Source organism: Pseudomonas sp. KB_12 (genome assembly GCF_052114545.1).
Classification (GTDB): Bacteria; Pseudomonadota; Gammaproteobacteria; order Pseudomonadales; family Pseudomonadaceae; genus Aquipseudomonas; species Aquipseudomonas brassicacearum.
The window spans coordinates 1-16525 of record NZ_JBFREY010000024.1 but is presented as its reverse complement, the minus strand read 5'-3'; the positions used below and the strand labels follow the sequence as shown (position 1 = coordinate 16525).

Below are 16525 nucleotides of genomic sequence, written 5' to 3'. Positions count from 1 at the left end.
CACAGAATCTTCGAACATCCACGATCAAACCTGTGGGAGCGAGCTTGCTCGCGATGGCGGTGTGTCAGCCGATATCAATGTTGGATGTGCCGGCCTCTTCGCGAGCAAGCTCGCTCCCACAAGGGATGGCCGTCAGTCCGCCGTCAGTGCGGTGACCACCAGTCCTACATTGCTTTCCAGTTCCGCCACCGGATCGGCGCCATCGGTGCTCAACACCAGCAGCCGGCTACCTCCTTCGGTGATAGCTGCCTTCAGCGCATCCGAAGGCTGGCGATGATGCAGCACCAGCGCCACGTCATTGTCTTTCAACGTCGCGCTCAACTGCTTGAGGGTTTCGGCTGTCCATTCGGCGTCGGGCCGGGTATCGGTGCTGATTGCGTCCAGGTTGAGCCCGCTGATCAGGTAGCCGAAATGCTCGCTCAGGCTGACCACGCTCAGGTTATCGGCACTGGCGAGGCGTTTTTCGCTGTCGGCGCTGAGTTTGAGCAGGCGCTGCTTGAGGGTCGCCAGGTTGGCGTCGATCTTCGGTTTGTCCGTCGGGGCCAGGCGCACCAGATCGGCGGCGATCACGTCGGCCATGCGCCCCAGGTTATGGCTGGCCATCCACGGCTGGCTCGCCAGGCCGTCGGCCATGCCCGGCTGCACGGCGATACCGGGCAGGGCACCGTCCACCGGGCGCGCGGCATCGACTTCGACGATGCGGATATTGCTGCGTCGCGCCATGGGGTACAGCGGATCGTCCGGCCATAGCGAGCGCAGCCCGATCACCCCGTCAGCATCGCTGGCCAGTTTGCTCAACGCCGGCGCGCCACGGCCGCTGAAGTAGGCGCTCTGCCGGGTGCCAGGCAGATTGGCGGACGCGGCCCGCTCCAGGCTGACCTCGGTGCCCTTGAGCAAGGCCTCGCCCAATCCGTAGGTGACCGGCAGCGATGCCAGCAGACGGACCTTTTCGCTGGCGAATGACGAAGTAACGGCCACGCCGCACAACGCCACGGCCAGGGTCAGTTGTCGCAATGAAAAAACCATTTATCCAAGATTCCCTTTGAGGCTGGGGACGACACCGCGGGCGATGGCGCTCAGGGCGAAGGCGATGCCGGCCACCAGGATGATCGCAGCGCCGGACGGGATGGGCAGGTCGAACACGATCGGCGCGAGAATCCCGCACAAGGTGCTGGCGGTGGCGATCAACACTGAACACCAGAAAAAGCCTTTCAATGATTGGCTGAGCAGGCGCGCCGCCGCAGCGGGGATCACCAGCAACGCGCCCACCAGAATGGCGCCAATGACTTTCACCGCCGCCACGGTGATCAGCGTCACCAGGATCACGAACAAGTAGTCCAGCGTCTTGACCGCCACCCCGCGCACCGCTGCCAGTTGCGGGTTGAAGCTGGCAAGCATGATGCGGTTGTACAGCGGCAAGGCCAGGGCCATCACCAGCGAGCCGACCACCGCCAGCACCAGCAGGTCATTGCCATTGACCGTCAGTACCGAGCCGAACAGTACGTTCTCCAGGATGTGCACGTTGATCTTGCCTGCCAGGATCAACAGCAGGCTGGCGCCCAGGGCCAGGGACACCGACAGGAAGACGCCGATCAACGTGTCGGGCGCCAGGCCGGTGCGGTTGCGCAGGTAATTGAGCAGGATGCCGAACAACAGGCAGTAGCCGAACAGGCTGCCGTAAGGCCCGGTGTAGGGTTCGCCGAGCAGGATGCCGATGGCCACGCCGGTCAGCGCCGCATGGCCCACCGCCTCGGAGAAAAACGCGAAGCGCTTGACCACCACCAGCGTGCCGAGACCGCCCAGCACCGGGCCGATCAACAGCCCGGCCAGCAAGGCATTGACCACGAACCCATAGGCCAGCGCTTCGGGCAGATAACCGGCCGAAGCCCAGCCCTGGACCATCAGACGAAAGGCTTCATAACTCATCAGGCAGCGCTCCCGTTCGTGCGCGGATGGGTGGAAAACAGCGTCAGCAGGCGTTCTGGAGTCAGGGTCTGGCGGGGCGGACCGTCGAACAGCACCCGGCGGTTCAGGCCGGTGACACGGTCGGCCAGACGCCCGACGGCTTCCAGGTCATGTTCGATCCACAGCACGGTGATCCCGGCTTGGCGCCAGTCCTGCAGCAACCGTTCAAACACCTGGATGCCGGCCTCGTCCAGGGCCGACATCGGTTCATCCAGTACCAGCAATTGCGGCGAGGGAATCAGTCCCTGGGCCAGCAACACTCGCTGACGCTCGCCGCCGGACAGCGCGCCCATGCGCCGCTTGCGCTTGTCCTGCATGCCGACCCGCTCCAAGGCCTGTTCTATGGCGCCGGCGTAGTGCTTGCTCAAGCCGAGAAAGGCCGGCCGCCGCTGACACATCGCTGCCATGAAATCGTCCACCGTCAAGGGCAGGCCCCGGTCGAACTCCAGCGCCTGGGGCACGTAGCCGATCACACCGGGCTCGCCTGGCCATTGCAGGCTCAAGCGTCCCTGGTGCGGCATCTGCCCCAGCAAGGTCTTGATCAGCGAACTCTTGCCGCCACCGTTGGGGCCCACCAAGGCATGGATGCTGCCGGGCTCGACCTGAAACGCCACGCTGTCGAGAATGGTGGTGCGGCCCAGGTTCAGGCTGACGTCGGCGAACTCAATCAAGGGCCCGACGCGCTGCAGAGTGAGGGTTTCCTGGACGGTCATGCGCCAGACTCCTGGATGGCCCGGACCACGGTGTCGAGGTTGCCGGCCATTTCCTTTTCGTACTTCTCGGGGCTGTAGTCGCCGTAGGAAATGTGTGAGAGCGGGTACAGCTTCACGCCCGATTCACGCTGGATGGTGTCGACGTAGGTGGACGGGAAATCCATCTCCGAGAAGATCACCTTCACGTCCAGCTCGCGCAGTTGGTCGATGGTTTTCTTCAACTGGCTCGGGCTCGGTTCGATGCCATGGGCCGGCTCGACCACGGCGGTCACTTCCAGGCCGAATTCGCGCAACAGGTAGTCGTAGGCGGCATGCACCGTGGCGACCCGCAACTCGGCATTGGGGGCCTGGGTCAGCTTCGCCAGGGCAGCGGCGCGCATCTGCCGCAGGCGCTTGCCGTAGGCGCGGGCGTTCTGGGTGTAGGCCTTGGCATTGTCCGGGTCGAGCTTGCCCAACTCCCGGGCGATGTTATTGACCTGGGCAATGGAGGCGCTGATGGACAGGAACGTGTGCGGGTTCACGACCTTGCCCGCGCCACGGGCCGCCGTGCCGGTGGCAGCCAGCAGGGGCACGTTTTCATTGGCCTCGATCACTTTCACGTTCGGGGTTTCGCTGGCGGCGATCATGCGGTCGGCGAAGTCGTCGTGGCCCACGCCGTTGAGCACGATCACGTCGAGGCCGCTGATGCGCTTGATGTCCTCGGCCCGTGGTTCATAGGCATGGGGGTTGAAACCGGCCGGGATCAGCGGCACGACCTCGGCCTTGTCGCCGACGATGTTGGCCACATAGCTGTAATAAGGGTGCAGGGTGATGCCGATGCGCAGGCGCTTGGCTGTTTCGGCGCTCACCGGCGAGGTGAACAGGCAGGCCAGCAGGCCGATCAGCAGCAGGCGCAGCAAGGGGCGGCGTTGGGATGCAATAGGCATGGGCAAACGGTCTTCTCTCGAATGAAGGCGTGGGGGTCAGTGCCGGTGCTGGCGGGTTACGCCGGCATCGAATTGCGCGACGATCTGTTGCCAGCCGGCGGCGGACAAAGCGGCGTCGTCCAGCGCGGTAGGTGTCGCGAGGCCATTGCTGCGGTTGAGCCAGATGTCCGGCGCAGCGTCGGACGCTTCGCCGATGCGCATCAGAAACGAACCTGCGACGGAAGAATTGGCACTGGCGCCGAAGTAGGCCTGGTCCTGCAGCAGTTGCCAGGCGTGGCCGCCCCGGCTGACAGCGCTGGCGTCCTGGGCGAACGGCGCGAAGCCTTCTTCGGCCAGGGTTTGCGGGCCGGGCAGGGTGGATTGGTCTTCGCGCAGCAAGCGGATTTCATCCAGGGTCACCCGCAGGTCAGCGTAGATGCCCTGCTCGGCGGCGCTGAGGTCGCGGCGGGCGTCGAGTTGGTTCGAGGCCAGGTGCGTGGTGTCTTCGGCTTTGCCATGCCAGGCCACCACAGACCCGGCGACCAGCACGATGACCAGGCACAGCAGCAACACATACAGGGTTTCATGGCCCGCGCCAGCGGGGCGGATGACTTGAGTCGTGGTGTTGGTCATGGGGCCTCGATGTCGGCTTGGTCGATTTCCACCACGTGGCCGGGGCCGGCGTCGAAGAGCACGTAGAACTCAGCGTCCGGCTTCTTGAAGGTCAGCTTCGAATCGGCGCCGAGCTTGCCCGGGACGAGGATGGTCTCGTCATAGCCGATCACGTCCAGGGTCACTCCGGGCGCGCCGCTGCCGTCGGAAAAACCGCCGGTGCATTGAATCTGCTCGGCGTCGATGGCCTTGCATTCGCACATCGGGTTGTGGGCCAGGGCGCTGGTGCTTGCGCCTGCGCAGAACAGCAACGCCAGGCCGTTGGATAAGGCGCGGAAGGTCATGGTTTGGGTCCTTGGTTCTTCAGCCAGGCGACGGTGGCCGGGGAGGCCTGGCTCAGGGGAATGGAGGCCTGGTGCATCGAACCGTCCCAACCCTCGAGGGTTATCCACAGTTCGGCATCGGGCTGGGTCTTTGGCGGGACCGGCAACAAGGCGCTCATGCGATAGGGCGAGCCGAAGAAAATCACCCCGGCGGCCCTTAGGCTGCGAGGTTTGCCGACGCGCAGGTAGGTGGCCTTGACCTGACCGATACAGCGTTCGCACAGGGCCGCGTTGAAATGCTTCATGGGCCCGGCAGGCCCCTGGACGCGTGGGGCTTCGTTGCGAAATTCCGCCAGGCGCAGGCTCCAGGGACCGACCTGGACTTCGCCGACTTCCCGCTCACCAAGCCCGGCGTCCCCGCGAAACAGCGCGGCTTCGGACAAATATTTGGGCATGAACCCCAAGGGGATCAGCAACAACAGCACGTTGAGGTGGAAGCGCCATTTATGCCAGAACAGGCTCAGGCGTGACGGTGATGAAGTGGTATTGGACGGATTCACAGGCTGCCCTCCGACGACTCACGGTGGACCGACGGCTGCAATGCCTGCGCGATGCGGGTTTCACGGGAGGGTTTCTGGCTACGCTTGAGGGCATTGGCGGTGGCCAGGGCCGTGCGTTTGGTCCAGATCAGCAGCCCGCTGAGAACCATCATGCTCAGGACCAAACCGAAGAAAAACCAGATGAGCTTGATCCACAGGCCACCGAAGTCGCCGGTGTGCAACGGGCGCATGGATTCGGTGACGAATTCCAGGGTCGTGCGGTCGGACAGCAGTCGTGAGGCGGCGACGTCACCGGTGTAGGGATTGATGGTGGCGGTCTGGAACATCAGTGGATACCAACCGCGGCCGCCGACTTCGAGATGGCTGTAGGCATTGCCGGGCAGGCTGACGAAACTCGCTTCCAGGCCCGGGATGCGTTGCTGGGCGATTTCAATGGCCCGGTCCAGGTTCAATTGCTGCGGTGCAAGACCATCGGCTGACAACGGAACGTTTTCACGGGCCACCACCGGGATGACCGGCTCGCTGGAAATGGATATCTGGTTGTCCGATAGCAAGGCTTCGATCAGGAACCAGGTGCCCGTAACGGAAATCACCGCGATGAACCAGATCGACCAGATACCACTGAGTCGGTGGAAATCCCCCCAGAAAATTCGGGCGCCGTGGCGGATCCGCAGCGTCGGACGGAAAAAGCCTTTCCAGAAACGCTTGTAGACCACCAGCCCGGTCACCAACGAGGCCAGCAACGGCAGCCCCAACAAGGACACCAGGTACCAGCCCCAGCTGTAGCCGTTGGTGAACGGCACCAGCCACCAGCCATGCAGGGCACGGGTAAACCCCCTGAAGTTGAATGTCGGCGCCGAGCCTTGGATGACGCCGCTGTAGGGGTTGACGTAGACCTTGTCGGGGCGTCCGTCGGGGTAGGTGACGCTGACCTCCAGCGCAAAGTGCGACTCGTCCGGGCGGACGATGCCTTGCACCTGGGTGTGCGGCTGGGTTTGCTTGATCGCGGCGATCACCTGGTCATAGCTGAGCAGTTGGGCATCGTCCGAGGGCTTGCTGGCGCGCATGTCGGGGTTGACCAGCCAGACAATCTCCTGGCTGACCACCGCGAGGGTGCCAGTGACGCAAACGATGAGCACGAAAAACCAGATGGGCAATGCCAGCCAGCTATGGACCAGGAACCAGAGTTTGGAGCGGGACTTCTTCGACATGATTGAACGTCTTGATTCGATGAAAGGTTCGGTATTACGGGCTTCGCAGTACCGTGAACCGTAAAAAGCAGACCGTGGCTTTTGCCGACGCGGCCTGCTGCATCTAATTAAGACGAACGAGCGATCGCAATCCTGAAGGGGAAGATGAAAGAAAATGTTTCGCGTGGTAGGAGCTGCCGAAGGCTGCGATCTTTTGATCTTTTGATCTTTTGATCTTTTGATCTTTTGATCTTTTGATCTTTCGCTTGAGATTCAAGTGACTGGGGAAAGATCGCAGCCTCGTTGCACTCGACAGCTCCTACACAGCTCCTACACAGCTCCTACACAGCTCCTACACAGCTCCGACGGGGCGAAACCCTGCGGGAGCAAGGGCAAATCAGCCTTGCTGTTGGAACATCTCCCTGGCCCGTTGCTCGATCTGTTCCTGGCTCAGATCTTCCTTGTGCGTCGCCAGGAACCACAGATGCCCATAGGGATCTTTCAAGGTGCCGGTACGATCGCCGTAAAACTGGTCCTTGACCTCTGAAATCACTGTGCCACCGGCAGCAATGGCCTGGGTAAATGCGCTGTCCACGTCCTCGACATATAAATGCAGGCCGACCGATGGCGATTTGTCCGGATTGCTCAGCGGGCCTTGGTCGCAAGGCGTGCCGAGCATGATCGGAAATCCGTTGATCCGCAGTTCGGCATGCCCGATGCCGCCGTCGGGCATGGCCAGGCGCATGACCTCGGTGGCATTGAAGGCTTTTTTGTAGAAGTCGATGGCTTCGGCAGCTTTTTGAATGCCCAGGTAGGGCGTGATGTTATGGAAACCTTCGGGAATGGCTTTGACGCCCATGACGGTTCTCCTTGTTGTTATGGGAGGCGAAGAGAGTCTTCGTCGGTTTTGCGCCCATCCACTATAGGCCAGCCGCCGTGGACGGGCTCATGTCCCGACGAACGCTTCACGGCTGCTCCAACAGGTGAGCCCCTGGCCCGTGTTTTCCCAGCACGTCGCCCTGATTGCGCAGCGGGCAAGCCTCCATCGACAGGCATCCGCAGCCGATGCAGCCGTTGAGTCGATCACGCAGCGCCACCAATTGGTTGATGCGCTCGTCCAGGTCCCGGCTCCACTGCGCCGACAAGGTCTGCCAGTCGGCGGCCGTTGGCGCACGGTCGTCCGGCAGGTTTTTCAAGGCCTCGCCGATTTCCGCCAAGGGAATGCCCAGGCGCTGGGCAACCTTGATCAGCCCCACGCGGCGCAATACTGCCCGTGAATAGCGACGTTGGTTGCCCTGGTTGCGCGTGCTTTTGATCAGCCCCTTGGATTCATAGAAGTGCAGGGCCGTGACCGCCACGCCGCTGCGGGCGGCCACTTGGCCGACGGTGAGTTCCTTGTGGATATCGATCTGCGTCATCGCTTCAATTCACTGCTTGACCTCAAGTTAACTTGAGGTTTTACCCTGCACGCGTTCGGGTCGCAAGATCCGCCTTACGTGCAGAGGGGACCTTTCATGCAATTACCAAGGAACAATCGCAGCTTCACCCAGTTGATGGAATTCGATATCGAACCGCAATGGCAGCAGGCGCTGGTAACCGCCTTGTCGGAACAAACCGAGCGCCTGGCTCGGGATCACCAGGGGTTCCTGAGTGCCAGTATCCAGGCCAGCGAGGATGGTCGGCGGGTGCTCAACTATTTGCAGTGGCAAACCCGCGAGGCAGGCGAGGCGGCGCTTCAAAGCTTCGAAAGTGGCGAGCAGGATTTCTGGCGGCTGATCCAGGCTCATCGAGCCAAAGCCGTGACGTTCGGCTCGTTCCAAGTGCTGCGCAACATCGAGCGCAGCCCGGACAACGCGCTGCATTGCCAGTTGGTCGACTGAGTGCAGCGGCTGATCCGCAAAGGCAATAGCCACTATTGAGAGGGTTGATTTCTGCCGCGCAGGGCTGGCGGGTAGCCTTTGTTCATCGCCCAACTCCAGTACACCGGACACTTGCCATGAACCGTACCTTTACTGTTTTGCTGCTGTTGACCGCCACCCTCCTGGGTGGTTGCGCCAGTTCTTCCCCAGAGCTGCGCCCCTACACCGCCGACGAGACCCGCGAACTGGCTCTTGAGGCCTTGAATCGCCGCGGCCTCTCGTTCGATGAGTACCACGCGAAAAAAGCCGAGCTGCTTGGTTCGTCGCAGAAAAACGTGGGTTTCGACGATCAGGGCCAGATGAGTGCCGAGCGGGTCGTGCAACAGCCAGGCCGGTCAAGCTGAGGGACTGTACCGCTTAAAGTTTTGCCCAACTGTCCGTGGGTTTGCGCCAAGGCGTGGGGTAGGGTCATGACTTGACTGACCTGCCCTGATGGACTGACCTGACATGACCCTTTCGCTTGACCTGCTGCTGGGCTTCGCCCTGTTTGCCCTCGTGACCTCGATCACGCCTGGCCCTAACAACACCATGTTGTTGGCCTCGGGTGTCAATTTCGGTTTCAACCGCACCATTCCTCACATGCTGGGTATTACCTGCGGCTTCTTTTCCCTGGTGCTGGCGGTGGGCCTTGGCCTGGGCGCGGTGTTCCAGACTTATCCACTGCTCTATACCGCGCTGCGCTACATCGGCGCGGCGTACCTGTTGTACCTGGCGTGGAAAATCGCCCACTCCGGTCCGGTTTCGGAAAACCAGCCGGGAGACAATACGCCGATCAGCTACTGGGGCGCAGCGGCGTTCCAATGGGTCAATCCCAAGGCCTGGATCATGGCCATCGGTGCCATCAGTACGTACACGCCACTCCAGGGTTATTTCTTCAACGTGTTGGTGATTGCGGCGGTGTTTGCCCTGATCAACCTGCCAAGCGTGAGCCTGTGGGTGGTGTGCGGCAGCCTGTTGCGCAACCTGTTGCGTGATCGTCGCTGGCTACGCGTGTTCAACTGGGGCATGGCGCTGTTGTTGGTCGCTTCGCTGTATCCATTGTTGCTCGAAAGCATCAGTTGAGGGCTGAGCTTCGCCGCGATGCCTGCTAAGCTCGCTGTTCAGGAGCGTTCCTACGCACTTTTAAACGAAGTCCGACTTCTTTAAGGTCTTTGATCAGGTATTGCTAGTCTCGAACCCAACGAGGGCGCCTGATCCCGGAGCAGGCTCTGCGAGTTTCCTATGAAAAAACGTCCTTTGTATTTCGACTACGCCGCCACCACGCCGGTGGATGAGCGGGTCATCCGGGTCATGGTCGAGTGTCTGGGCTTTGACGGCAACTTTGGCAACCCGGCCTCCAGCTCCCATGCCTTCGGCCAGGAGGCCCGGCGCTCGGTAGAGCGTGCCCGCCAGCAGGTGGCGCAACTGGTCGGGGCTCAGCCCGAACAGATCGTCTGGACGTCCGGCGCTACCGAATCCAATAACCTGGCCCTCAAAGGGGTGGCCCAGGCGCGCGGTGGTTCCGCCGGCCATGTCATCACCAGTCTGATCGAACACAAGGCGATTCTCGACACGGCGCGTCAGCTTGAAGAGAGCGGCGTTGCGGTGACCTGGCTGGCGCCGGACGCCGAGGGCCTGATCAGTCCGCAAGCGGTTCGCGAGGCGCTACGCGAAGACACGTTCCTGGTGTCGCTGATGCTGGTGAACAATGAGTTGGGCACCGTCAACGACGTCATCGCCATCGGCGAGATCGTTCGCGAGCACGGGGCGCTGTTTCATGTGGACGCGGCCCAGGGCGCCGGCAAGGTGCAGATCGACCTGTCTTGTTGGCCGGTGGACCTGATGTCTTTTTCCGCGCATAAGATCTACGGCCCCAAGGGCATCGGTGCGCTCTACGTCGGCGACCGTGCCCGGCCACGGTTGTCGGCGCAGATTCACGGCGGTGGGCATGAAGGCGGTTTGCGCTCCGGGACCCTGGCGACCCACCAGATCGCAGCCATGGGCGCCGCATTCGAACTCGCAGCCGAGGCATTTGACGAAGAATTCGCTAAAATCGCCCGGTTGCGCAATCGTTTGCTTGAGCCGCTGCTGGCCTTGCCCGGTGTGCGTATAAACGGCAGTGCGAGCCGTCGGATTCCCCACACGCTGAGCCTGACCTTCAACGAAGGTGAGTTCAACCCGGCGACGTTGGGCGCATCGATTGCATTTTCCGCCACCTCGGCCTGCAATTCGGCGCAGAACAGCCCGTCCCACGTGCTGCTGGCCCTGGGGCACGATGCGCGCGCGGCCGGGCGGACCATTCGCTTGAGCCTGGGCCGCTTTACCACCGAACAGGATATCGACGAGGCGGTGCGGCTGATCCAGGCGGCGTGCGCGACAGCGCCGGCGTTCTGGGCCACGACCCCATAAGCCGTCTTCGGCATCGAACAACAATATCAATGAGCAGGAGAAACAATGAGCACCGAGCCCTTGCCCCATGGACTGGTTCCCCAGCGCCTGGCCCAAATCCGCCAACTGATGAGCCGAGAGGGCATTCATGCGCTGCTGGTGCCATCGGCCGACCCGCATCTGTCCGAATACCTGCCGGGCTATTGGCAGGGGCGGCAATGGCTGTCGGGGTTCCACGGCTCGGTGGGTACCTTGATCGTGACCGGCAGTTTCGCTGGCGTCTGGGCCGATAGCCGTTATTGGGAGCAGGCCACCAAGGAGCTGGAGGGCAGTGGTATCGAGCTGGTCAAGCTCATTCCCGGCCAGCCTGGGCCTCTGGACTGGCTGGCGGAACAAACGCCTGAGGGTGGAGTGGTCGCCGTTGACGGTGCGGTCATGGCCGTGGCATCGGCCCGCACCCTGGGCGGCAAGCTTGCGGAACGCGGCGCACGGTTGCGCACCGACATCGATCTGCTCAAGGCGGTCTGGAGCGATCGCCCAAGCTTGCCGGATCAGCCGGTCTATGCCCATTTGCCTCCCCAGGCGACCGTCAGCCGGGTCGAGAAACTCGCCAAGCTGCGCGAATCCCTCAAGGAGCGTGGTGCCGACTGGCATTTCATCGCCACGCTGGATGACATCGCCTGGTTGTTCAACCTGCGCGGCGCGGATGTGTCGTTCAACCCCGTGTTCGTCTCCTTCGCCTTGATCAGCCAGCAACAGGCAACGCTGTTCGTGGCCCTGGACAAGGTTGACGCAGCGCTGCGTGCCGTTCTTGAACAGGATGGCGTGGCCCTGCGCGATTACAGCGAAGCCGATGCCGCATTGCGTGAAGTGCCGGACGGCGCAAGCCTGCAGATCGATCCGGCGCGGGTGACGGTCGGCTTGCTGGATAACCTGGGCAGCGGCGTGAAGCTGGTCGAAGGTCTCAATCCAACGACGCTGGCCAAGTCCCGCAAAAGCCTGGCCGATGCCGAACACATCCGTCGGGCCATGGAGCAGGATGGCGCGGCGCTCTGTGAGTTCTTCGCCTGGCTGGAAGGGGCCTGGGGGCGCGAGCGCATCACCGAGTTGACCATCGACGAGCACCTGACCGCCGCCCGCACGCGCCGGCCGGACTTCGTCTCCCTGAGTTTCAACACCATCGCCGCCTTTAACGCCAACGGCGCGATGCCTCATTACCACGCCACGGAAGAAGCCCATGCGGTCATCGAAGGTGATGGCCTGTTGCTGATCGATTCCGGCGGCCAGTACTTGGGAGGCACCACCGACATCACTCGCATGGTGCCGGTTGGCACACCCACTGCTGAGCAGAAACGTGATTGCACACGCGTGCTCAAGGGCGTGATTGCCCTGTCCCGGGCCAAATTCCCGCGGGGCATCCTTTCGCCGTTGCTGGATGCTATCGCCCGTGCACCGATCTGGGCGGAGCAGGTGGATTACGGCCACGGCACCGGCCATGGCGTCGGCTATTTCCTCAATGTCCACGAAGGCCCGCAGGTGATTGCCTATCAAGCCGCTGCCGCGCCGCAAACGGCGATGCAGGCTGGCATGATCACCTCCATCGAGCCGGGCACTTATCGTCCCGGTCGCTGGGGTGTGCGCATCGAGAACCTGGTGTTGAACCGTGAAGCAGGAAGCAGCGAGTTCGGCGAGTTCCTTGAGTTCGAAACCCTGACCCTGTGCCCGATTGACACCCGCTGCCTGGAACCTTCGCTGCTGACCCAGGACGAAAAAGACTGGTTCAACGCCTACCACGCCGAGGTTCAGCGTCGCTTGAGCCCGTTGCTGGACGGTGACGCACTGCAGTGGCTCAACACGCGAACGATGGCGATTTGAAGTAGAGGGTCAGGCGAGGGCTTCACGGACGAAGTCCAACCGATCCTGGCCGAAGAACAATTCGTTGCCGACAAACATGCTCGGGGCGCCGAACACGCCCCGTGCGACGGCTTCTTCAGTGGTGGTCTTGAGTGCTTGCTTGACCTGCTCGTCGTTCGTCAAGGCCAGCACATAGTCGGCATCGAAACCGCCCTCGTTCAGGACCGCTGCGACAGTCGTCGGGTCATTGAGGTTGCGGCCATCCACCCAAAAGGCGCGGAACAGGCAATCGACGAAGGCCTCGAAGCGTTCAGGTTGGCGCAACTGCATGCCAGTCACCGCGCGCATCAGTTGCAGTGTATTGATGGGAAAGTGTGGATTGAACTTGAAGGCGACCCCGTAGCGCTTGGCGAAGCGATTCAGATCCTTGAACAGGTAAGGGTTCTTGGCCGGCACTGTCGCCGGTGATGCATTGCCGGTTGCCTTGAAGACGCCGCCCAATAACATCGGACGATAGATCAACTGGCTGTTGGTCTGCGCGCACAGCGTCGGCAACTGGGTGTAGGCCAGGTACGTGGTCGGGCTGCCGAAATCGAAGTAAAACTCCACCGATTTGCTCATGGGATCTGCTCTCTTGTTGTTGTGAGGGGAGGGTTTACCAGCGTTCGCTCCAGGGCCGCAGGTCCAGCTCGAAGGTCCAGGCGTCGCGGGGTTGGCTGTGCAGGTACCAGTAATTGTCGGCGATGTGTTCAGGGTTCAGGATGCCGTCCTGATCCTTGGTGGCATATTTTTCCGGGAAATTATCGCGGATGAAGTCGGTGTCGATGGCGCCGTCCACCACCACATGGGCCACATGAATATTCAGCGGCCCCAGCTCACGGGCCATGCTCTGGGCCAGTGCCCGGATGCCATGTTTGGCGCCCGCGAATGCGGCAAACCCCGAAGCGCCGCGCAATCCCGCCGTTGCCCCGGTGAACAGAATCGTCCCGCGCTGGCGCTTGACCATGCGCTTGGCCACTTCCCGTGCATTGAGAAAGCCTGAGAAACAGGCCATTTCCCAGATCTTGAAATACTTGCGTGCGGTTTCTTCGAGGATGCTGCAGGGGACGTTGGCGCCGATGTTGAACACAAAGGCTTCGATCGGGCCGATCTGGTTCTCGATTTGTTCGATGAGTGCGATCACGTCGTCTTCTTTACGCGCATCACAGGCAAACCCGTGGGCTTCGCCGCCTTGGGCGCGGATTCCATCCACCAGTGGCGTGAGCTTGTCGGCGCTACGGCGGGTAACGCAGGCAACAAAGCCTTCCTGTGCAAAGCGTCTGGCAATCGCGCCACCCGTGGCATCGCCCGCGCCAACAACCAGTACGACCTTCTTGTTATTCATGGTCAGCCTCATTGGTAAACGATCGTTAACTGAACGGACGTTATGCTAAGATCCGGCAAGCGTCAAGGTGAGCAATCAGGGGCAGGACCATGCGATATTCAGCCAACCACAAAATGGAAACCCGCGAGAAGCTGCTCGCCAGCAGTGCCGTTTCTGCCAAGAAGTCGGGTTTCTCCACGGTCGGTGTCGATGGCTTGATGAAAGCGATCGGGTTGAGCGGCGGTGCGTTTTATAGCCACTTCTCATCGAAGGATGAGCTTTTCAAGGCCATTGTTGAGCGGGAGTTGGCCCAAAGCCTGGATCGTCTGAGTGGCGACGGTGCCATGGACTCAATGAAGCTGGAGCGCTGCCTCAAGCAGTACTTGAGCATGAGCCACGTTGAGCAGCCCGAAGCAGGGTGTGCGTTGCCAGTACTGGGTGCCGAGATCGCGCGATCGGATGTCGAGGTGAGGGAGGCGGCGCAAACATGGATATGTCGTTTGCACGAAAGCTGGGCGCGGATATTGGGAAGCGACAGTCTGGCCTGGGCCATCCTGTCTCAATGCGTGGGAGCATTGGTCGTTGCGCGGATGCTGGTCACGCCGCAGGTCCAGCGTGACGTCCTCAAGTCCAGTCATGAGGAGATCAGGCGCCGAATGGCCGAGCAAGGGCTCGACTGACATGGCCTATTTACAGATGACGATCATGCTGCGGCTGGTATAGCCAGCGGGGTTGAGCCCGAAGGGATAATCCCCGGGTTCCTCGACGGCGTCGCCGGACTTGGCAATGACCTTGTAACCCTTGGGAGCACATGAGTTGGCAGCGCTGGCGGCGCACTGATCCCAGGATGAGGACAGGCCGGAGCAATTGATGTGCAGGCCTTTTTTACCGCGCTTGACTTCAGTTTTCGATGTTGCCGCACAGCCCGCTACTGCAAGTACGGCGATCAGTATCAAAATTCGTTTCATTCCCATCCTTATAACCGTCGTGGATCTTGTGTCCACGTACGATTGTGTTCGCTCTTGCTTGAAGCGTTCATGACGTCCTGTATGAAAAATCCATGTCTGACATTGGGTTAGCGGTCTAAACATGGCCTAAATGCGTGGCAAATACCAGACCTTCGTTAAATCCTGCTTCAATCTGCCGCGACGGCAGGCTTTGCGGTGTTGGCCATGGTCATCGTTGCGCCGACCGACGCGAGGATGATGCAGGTAATGGCTAGCCATTGGGCCAAGGACAGGTACTCCTGGAGAAAGACCAGCCCCGACAGGGCCGCGACTGCCGGTTCGACGCTCATCAGAGTGCCGAAAGTGCGGGCTGGCATTCGGGTCAGAGAGATCATTTCCAGGGTATAGGGCAGGGCCGTAGACAGAATGGCGACGCCGATGGCGATTGGAATCAGGCTCGGTGTGAGCAGTGCGGCGCCTGCGTGCACGATCCCAATCGGTGCGACGAACAGGGCGGCGATCATCACCCCTAATGCGGCGGTTTGCACACCATTGTCCGCGCCAGCCTTCTGGCCAAACAGGATGTACAACGCCCAGCAAACACCTGCGCCCAGCGCATAGCCGGCTCCAAGCAGGTCAATACCGGCATTGGTCGCTCCGGTCGGTATAAGCAGAAGCAGGCCAGCGACTGCCAGGGCGATCCAGAGAAAGTCGATTGCCCGGCGTGAGGCGTAAATGGCAACTGCCAGGGGCCCGGTGAACTCCAGTGCCACGGCAATGCCCAGTGGAACGGTACGAACCGACATATAGAAGAGAAAGTTCATGCCGCCCAGTGCCATTCCATAAACGATCACGGTGCGCAGGGATTGGGCGGTGAGCTTGGCGCGCCAGGGACGTAGCAATAACAGCATGATGAGGCTGGCAAAAATGAGTCGCAGCGTCGTTGTGCCCTGTGCGCCCACTACCGGGAACATGCTTTTGGCGAGGGAGGCTCCCGATTGGATGGAGGCCATGGCTATTAATAGCAGGGCAACCGGATACAGGGTGGAGGCCAGGCTGCGATGTGGAGGGGGTGTCATTACGAAGTGTCGTCCAGAATAAAGGCGGGGGAGGCTGTATTGAGCAGTATATTGCGCATGTGCGACGATTCCGTCTATATACCGGGCAGATTTAAGTGTGGTTTCGGATTATAGATAGAAAAATCAAATTAAGGGTTGACGGCAGATTCTGGAAGTCTATAATTCGCCCCACTTCCGGCGCAGTCGAAACGGAAAACTCCTTGAGATTCAATGAGTTAAGTAGGTTTCGAAGGTGCTGGGCTTCAGTTCATCGAAGCCCCGAAGGAGCAGGTAGAGCGGTGTTGTTTGGCTCTATYGGCGGTTCGATCTTCTCGGTCGAAAGCGGTGAAAAAGAGGTGTTGACAGCAGCGAGTAACGCTGTAGAATTCGCCTCCCGCTAACGAGAGATCGGAAGCGCAAGTGGTTGAAGTTGCAAAGGAARCTTTGAAAACTTCTGAAAATAACCGCTTGACAGATRCACGGGGCGCTGTAGAATGCGCGCCTCGGTTGAGACGAAAGACTCAGCCARCCGCTCTTTAACAACTGAATCAAGCAATTCGTGTGGGTGCTTGTGGAGTCAGACTGCTAGTCAACAGATTRTCAGCATCACAAGTTACTCCGCGAGAAATCAAAGATGTAACCAACGATTGCTGAGCCAAGTTTAGGGTTTTCTCAAAACCCAAAGATGTTTGAACTGAAGAGTTTGATCATGGCTCAGATTGAACGCTGGCGGCAGGCCTAACACATGC

General features: G+C 60.9%; 20 protein-coding genes. 6 read left to right on the top strand and 14 right to left on the bottom strand.

Annotation, left to right across the window (positions count from 1 at the left end):
* Nucleotides 1-132: 132 nt before the first annotated feature.
* From AB4Z20_RS19355 to soxR, 10 genes are all read right to left on the bottom strand, one after another.
* A complete protein-coding gene (locus AB4Z20_RS19355; RefSeq protein WP_442090424.1) occupies nucleotides 133-1026 on the bottom strand; it encodes a metal ABC transporter solute-binding protein, Zn/Mn family in 894 nt (297 codons plus the stop codon).
* Nucleotides 1027-1926: a metal ABC transporter permease gene (locus AB4Z20_RS19350; protein ID WP_018600264.1), complete on the bottom strand. Its 900-nt coding sequence runs from the start codon at nucleotides 1924-1926 to the stop codon at nucleotides 1027-1029. It lies immediately after the preceding gene.
* Nucleotides 1926-2678, bottom strand: a complete 753-nt coding sequence (locus AB4Z20_RS19345) for a metal ABC transporter ATP-binding protein (protein ID WP_253476700.1) — start codon at nucleotides 2676-2678, stop codon at nucleotides 1926-1928. The genes AB4Z20_RS19350 and AB4Z20_RS19345 overlap by 1 nt, the downstream gene beginning before the upstream one ends.
* Entirely contained in the window at nucleotides 2675-3604 is a 930-nt protein-coding gene (locus AB4Z20_RS19340) for a metal ABC transporter solute-binding protein, Zn/Mn family (protein ID WP_214509788.1), read from the bottom strand. Before AB4Z20_RS19340 ends, AB4Z20_RS19345 begins: the two co-directional genes overlap by 4 nt.
* A gap of 36 nt (nucleotides 3605-3640) precedes the next feature.
* A complete protein-coding gene (locus tag AB4Z20_RS19335) occupies nucleotides 3641-4216 on the bottom strand; it encodes a DUF6162 family protein (RefSeq protein WP_258688909.1) in 576 nt (191 codons plus the stop codon).
* On the bottom strand, nucleotides 4213-4539 hold the full coding sequence (locus AB4Z20_RS19330) for a hypothetical protein (RefSeq protein WP_253476695.1): 327 nt from the start codon (nucleotides 4537-4539) through the stop codon (nucleotides 4213-4215). Before AB4Z20_RS19330 ends, AB4Z20_RS19335 begins: the two co-directional genes overlap by 4 nt.
* A complete protein-coding gene (locus tag AB4Z20_RS19325) occupies nucleotides 4536-5078 on the bottom strand; it encodes a thiamine pyrophosphate-binding protein (RefSeq protein ID WP_258688908.1) in 543 nt (180 codons plus the stop codon). The genes AB4Z20_RS19330 and AB4Z20_RS19325 overlap by 4 nt, the downstream gene beginning before the upstream one ends.
* On the bottom strand, nucleotides 5075-6289 hold the full coding sequence (locus AB4Z20_RS19320) for a PepSY-associated TM helix domain-containing protein (protein ID WP_320389212.1): 1215 nt from the start codon (nucleotides 6287-6289) through the stop codon (nucleotides 5075-5077). Before AB4Z20_RS19320 ends, AB4Z20_RS19325 begins: the two co-directional genes overlap by 4 nt.
* A gap of 376 nt (nucleotides 6290-6665) precedes the next feature.
* Nucleotides 6666-7127 carry a VOC family protein gene (locus AB4Z20_RS19315; RefSeq protein ID WP_258688906.1) on the bottom strand — a complete coding sequence of 154 codons (462 nt, stop codon included), beginning with the start codon at nucleotides 7125-7127 and terminating at the stop codon, nucleotides 6666-6668.
* Between the two features lie 106 nt (nucleotides 7128-7233).
* Nucleotides 7234-7686 (bottom strand): redox-sensitive transcriptional activator SoxR, encoded by a 453-nt coding sequence (soxR, locus tag AB4Z20_RS19310; RefSeq protein ID WP_258688904.1) that lies wholly within the window; start codon nucleotides 7684-7686, stop codon nucleotides 7234-7236.
* A gap of 96 nt (nucleotides 7687-7782) precedes the next feature.
* On the opposite strand from soxR, the gene AB4Z20_RS19305 reads away from it, so the two are divergent.
* From AB4Z20_RS19305 to AB4Z20_RS19285, 5 genes are all read left to right on the top strand, one after another.
* Complete coding sequence (locus AB4Z20_RS19305; RefSeq protein WP_253476687.1) at nucleotides 7783-8148, top strand: antibiotic biosynthesis monooxygenase; 366 nt, start codon at nucleotides 7783-7785, stop codon at nucleotides 8146-8148.
* Between the two features lie 116 nt (nucleotides 8149-8264).
* Nucleotides 8265-8531: a hypothetical protein gene (locus AB4Z20_RS19300; protein WP_442090423.1), complete on the top strand. Its 267-nt coding sequence runs from the start codon at nucleotides 8265-8267 to the stop codon at nucleotides 8529-8531.
* Nucleotides 8532-8634: 103 nt separating this feature from the next.
* Nucleotides 8635-9249 carry a LysE family translocator gene (locus AB4Z20_RS19295; RefSeq protein ID WP_214509795.1) on the top strand — a complete coding sequence of 205 codons (615 nt, stop codon included), beginning with the start codon at nucleotides 8635-8637 and terminating at the stop codon, nucleotides 9247-9249.
* Nucleotides 9250-9408: 159 nt separating this feature from the next.
* Nucleotides 9409-10575, top strand: coding sequence for a cysteine desulfurase family protein (locus tag AB4Z20_RS19290; RefSeq protein ID WP_442090422.1), 1167 nt, complete (start codon nucleotides 9409-9411; stop codon nucleotides 10573-10575).
* A 45-nt stretch (nucleotides 10576-10620) separates the two neighbouring features.
* Nucleotides 10621-12429 carry an aminopeptidase P family protein gene (locus AB4Z20_RS19285; RefSeq protein ID WP_253476682.1) on the top strand — a complete coding sequence of 603 codons (1809 nt, stop codon included), beginning with the start codon at nucleotides 10621-10623 and terminating at the stop codon, nucleotides 12427-12429.
* A gap of 9 nt (nucleotides 12430-12438) precedes the next feature.
* Here AB4Z20_RS19285 and AB4Z20_RS19280 read toward each other — a convergent pair whose 3' ends face one another.
* Nucleotides 12439-13029, bottom strand: a complete 591-nt coding sequence (locus AB4Z20_RS19280; protein ID WP_442090421.1) for a 2-hydroxychromene-2-carboxylate isomerase — start codon at nucleotides 13027-13029, stop codon at nucleotides 12439-12441.
* A gap of 34 nt (nucleotides 13030-13063) precedes the next feature.
* On the bottom strand, nucleotides 13064-13792 hold the full coding sequence (locus AB4Z20_RS19275; protein ID WP_442090420.1) for an SDR family oxidoreductase: 729 nt from the start codon (nucleotides 13790-13792) through the stop codon (nucleotides 13064-13066).
* An 89-nt stretch (nucleotides 13793-13881) separates the two neighbouring features.
* Here AB4Z20_RS19275 and AB4Z20_RS19270 point away from each other — a divergent pair, with 89 nt between their 5' ends.
* The gene (locus AB4Z20_RS19270) at nucleotides 13882-14451 is read left to right on the top strand and encodes a TetR/AcrR family transcriptional regulator (protein WP_214509800.1); all 570 of its coding nucleotides are present in this window, start codon (nucleotides 13882-13884) and stop codon (nucleotides 14449-14451) included.
* Between the two features lie 6 nt (nucleotides 14452-14457).
* On the opposite strand, the gene AB4Z20_RS19265 is transcribed toward AB4Z20_RS19270, so the two are convergent.
* Complete coding sequence (locus tag AB4Z20_RS19265) at nucleotides 14458-14739, bottom strand: hypothetical protein (RefSeq protein ID WP_014337379.1); 282 nt, start codon at nucleotides 14737-14739, stop codon at nucleotides 14458-14460.
* 167 nt (nucleotides 14740-14906) lie between these two features.
* Nucleotides 14907-15797 (bottom strand): threonine/homoserine exporter RhtA, encoded by an 891-nt coding sequence (rhtA, locus tag AB4Z20_RS19260; RefSeq protein ID WP_024619799.1) that lies wholly within the window; start codon nucleotides 15795-15797, stop codon nucleotides 14907-14909.
* Between the last annotated feature and the right edge of the window lie 728 nt (nucleotides 15798-16525).

What these genes read in the sequence shown, in the direction of transcription:
- AB4Z20_RS19355 (WP_442090424.1), bottom strand. Translation starts at nt 1,026, where the DNA reads ATGGTTTTTTCATTGCGACAACTGACCCTGGCCGTGGCGTTGTGCGGC.
- AB4Z20_RS19350 (WP_018600264.1), bottom strand. Translation starts at nt 1,926, where the DNA reads ATGAGTTATGAAGCCTTTCGTCTGATGGTCCAGGGCTGGGCTTCGGCC.
- AB4Z20_RS19345 (WP_253476700.1), bottom strand. Translation starts at nt 2,678, where the DNA reads ATGACCGTCCAGGAAACCCTCACTCTGCAGCGCGTCGGGCCCTTGATT.
- AB4Z20_RS19340 (WP_214509788.1), bottom strand. Translation starts at nt 3,604, where the DNA reads ATGCCTATTGCATCCCAACGCCGCCCCTTGCTGCGCCTGCTGCTGATC.
- AB4Z20_RS19335 (WP_258688909.1), bottom strand. Translation starts at nt 4,216, where the DNA reads ATGACCAACACCACGACTCAAGTCATCCGCCCCGCTGGCGCGGGCCAT.
- AB4Z20_RS19330 (WP_253476695.1), bottom strand. Translation starts at nt 4,539, where the DNA reads ATGACCTTCCGCGCCTTATCCAACGGCCTGGCGTTGCTGTTCTGCGCA.
- AB4Z20_RS19320 (WP_320389212.1), bottom strand. Translation starts at nt 6,289, where the DNA reads ATGTCGAAGAAGTCCCGCTCCAAACTCTGGTTCCTGGTCCATAGCTGG.
- AB4Z20_RS19315 (WP_258688906.1), bottom strand. Translation starts at nt 7,127, where the DNA reads ATGGGCGTCAAAGCCATTCCCGAAGGTTTCCATAACATCACGCCCTAC.
- soxR (WP_258688904.1), bottom strand. Translation starts at nt 7,686, where the DNA reads ATGACGCAGATCGATATCCACAAGGAACTCACCGTCGGCCAAGTGGCC.
- AB4Z20_RS19305 (WP_253476687.1), top strand. Translation starts at nt 7,783, where the DNA reads ATGCAATTACCAAGGAACAATCGCAGCTTCACCCAGTTGATGGAATTC.
- AB4Z20_RS19300 (WP_442090423.1), top strand. Translation starts at nt 8,265, where the DNA reads ATGAACCGTACCTTTACTGTTTTGCTGCTGTTGACCGCCACCCTCCTG.
- AB4Z20_RS19295 (WP_214509795.1), top strand. Translation starts at nt 8,635, where the DNA reads ATGACCCTTTCGCTTGACCTGCTGCTGGGCTTCGCCCTGTTTGCCCTC.
- AB4Z20_RS19290 (WP_442090422.1), top strand. Translation starts at nt 9,409, where the DNA reads ATGAAAAAACGTCCTTTGTATTTCGACTACGCCGCCACCACGCCGGTG.
- AB4Z20_RS19285 (WP_253476682.1), top strand. Translation starts at nt 10,621, where the DNA reads ATGAGCACCGAGCCCTTGCCCCATGGACTGGTTCCCCAGCGCCTGGCC.
- AB4Z20_RS19280 (WP_442090421.1), bottom strand. Translation starts at nt 13,029, where the DNA reads ATGAGCAAATCGGTGGAGTTTTACTTCGATTTCGGCAGCCCGACCACG.
- AB4Z20_RS19275 (WP_442090420.1), bottom strand. Translation starts at nt 13,792, where the DNA reads ATGAATAACAAGAAGGTCGTACTGGTTGTTGGCGCGGGCGATGCCACG.
- AB4Z20_RS19270 (WP_214509800.1), top strand. Translation starts at nt 13,882, where the DNA reads ATGCGATATTCAGCCAACCACAAAATGGAAACCCGCGAGAAGCTGCTC.
- AB4Z20_RS19265 (WP_014337379.1), bottom strand. Translation starts at nt 14,739, where the DNA reads ATGAAACGAATTTTGATACTGATCGCCGTACTTGCAGTAGCGGGCTGT.
- rhtA (WP_024619799.1), bottom strand. Translation starts at nt 15,797, where the DNA reads ATGACACCCCCTCCACATCGCAGCCTGGCCTCCACCCTGTATCCGGTT.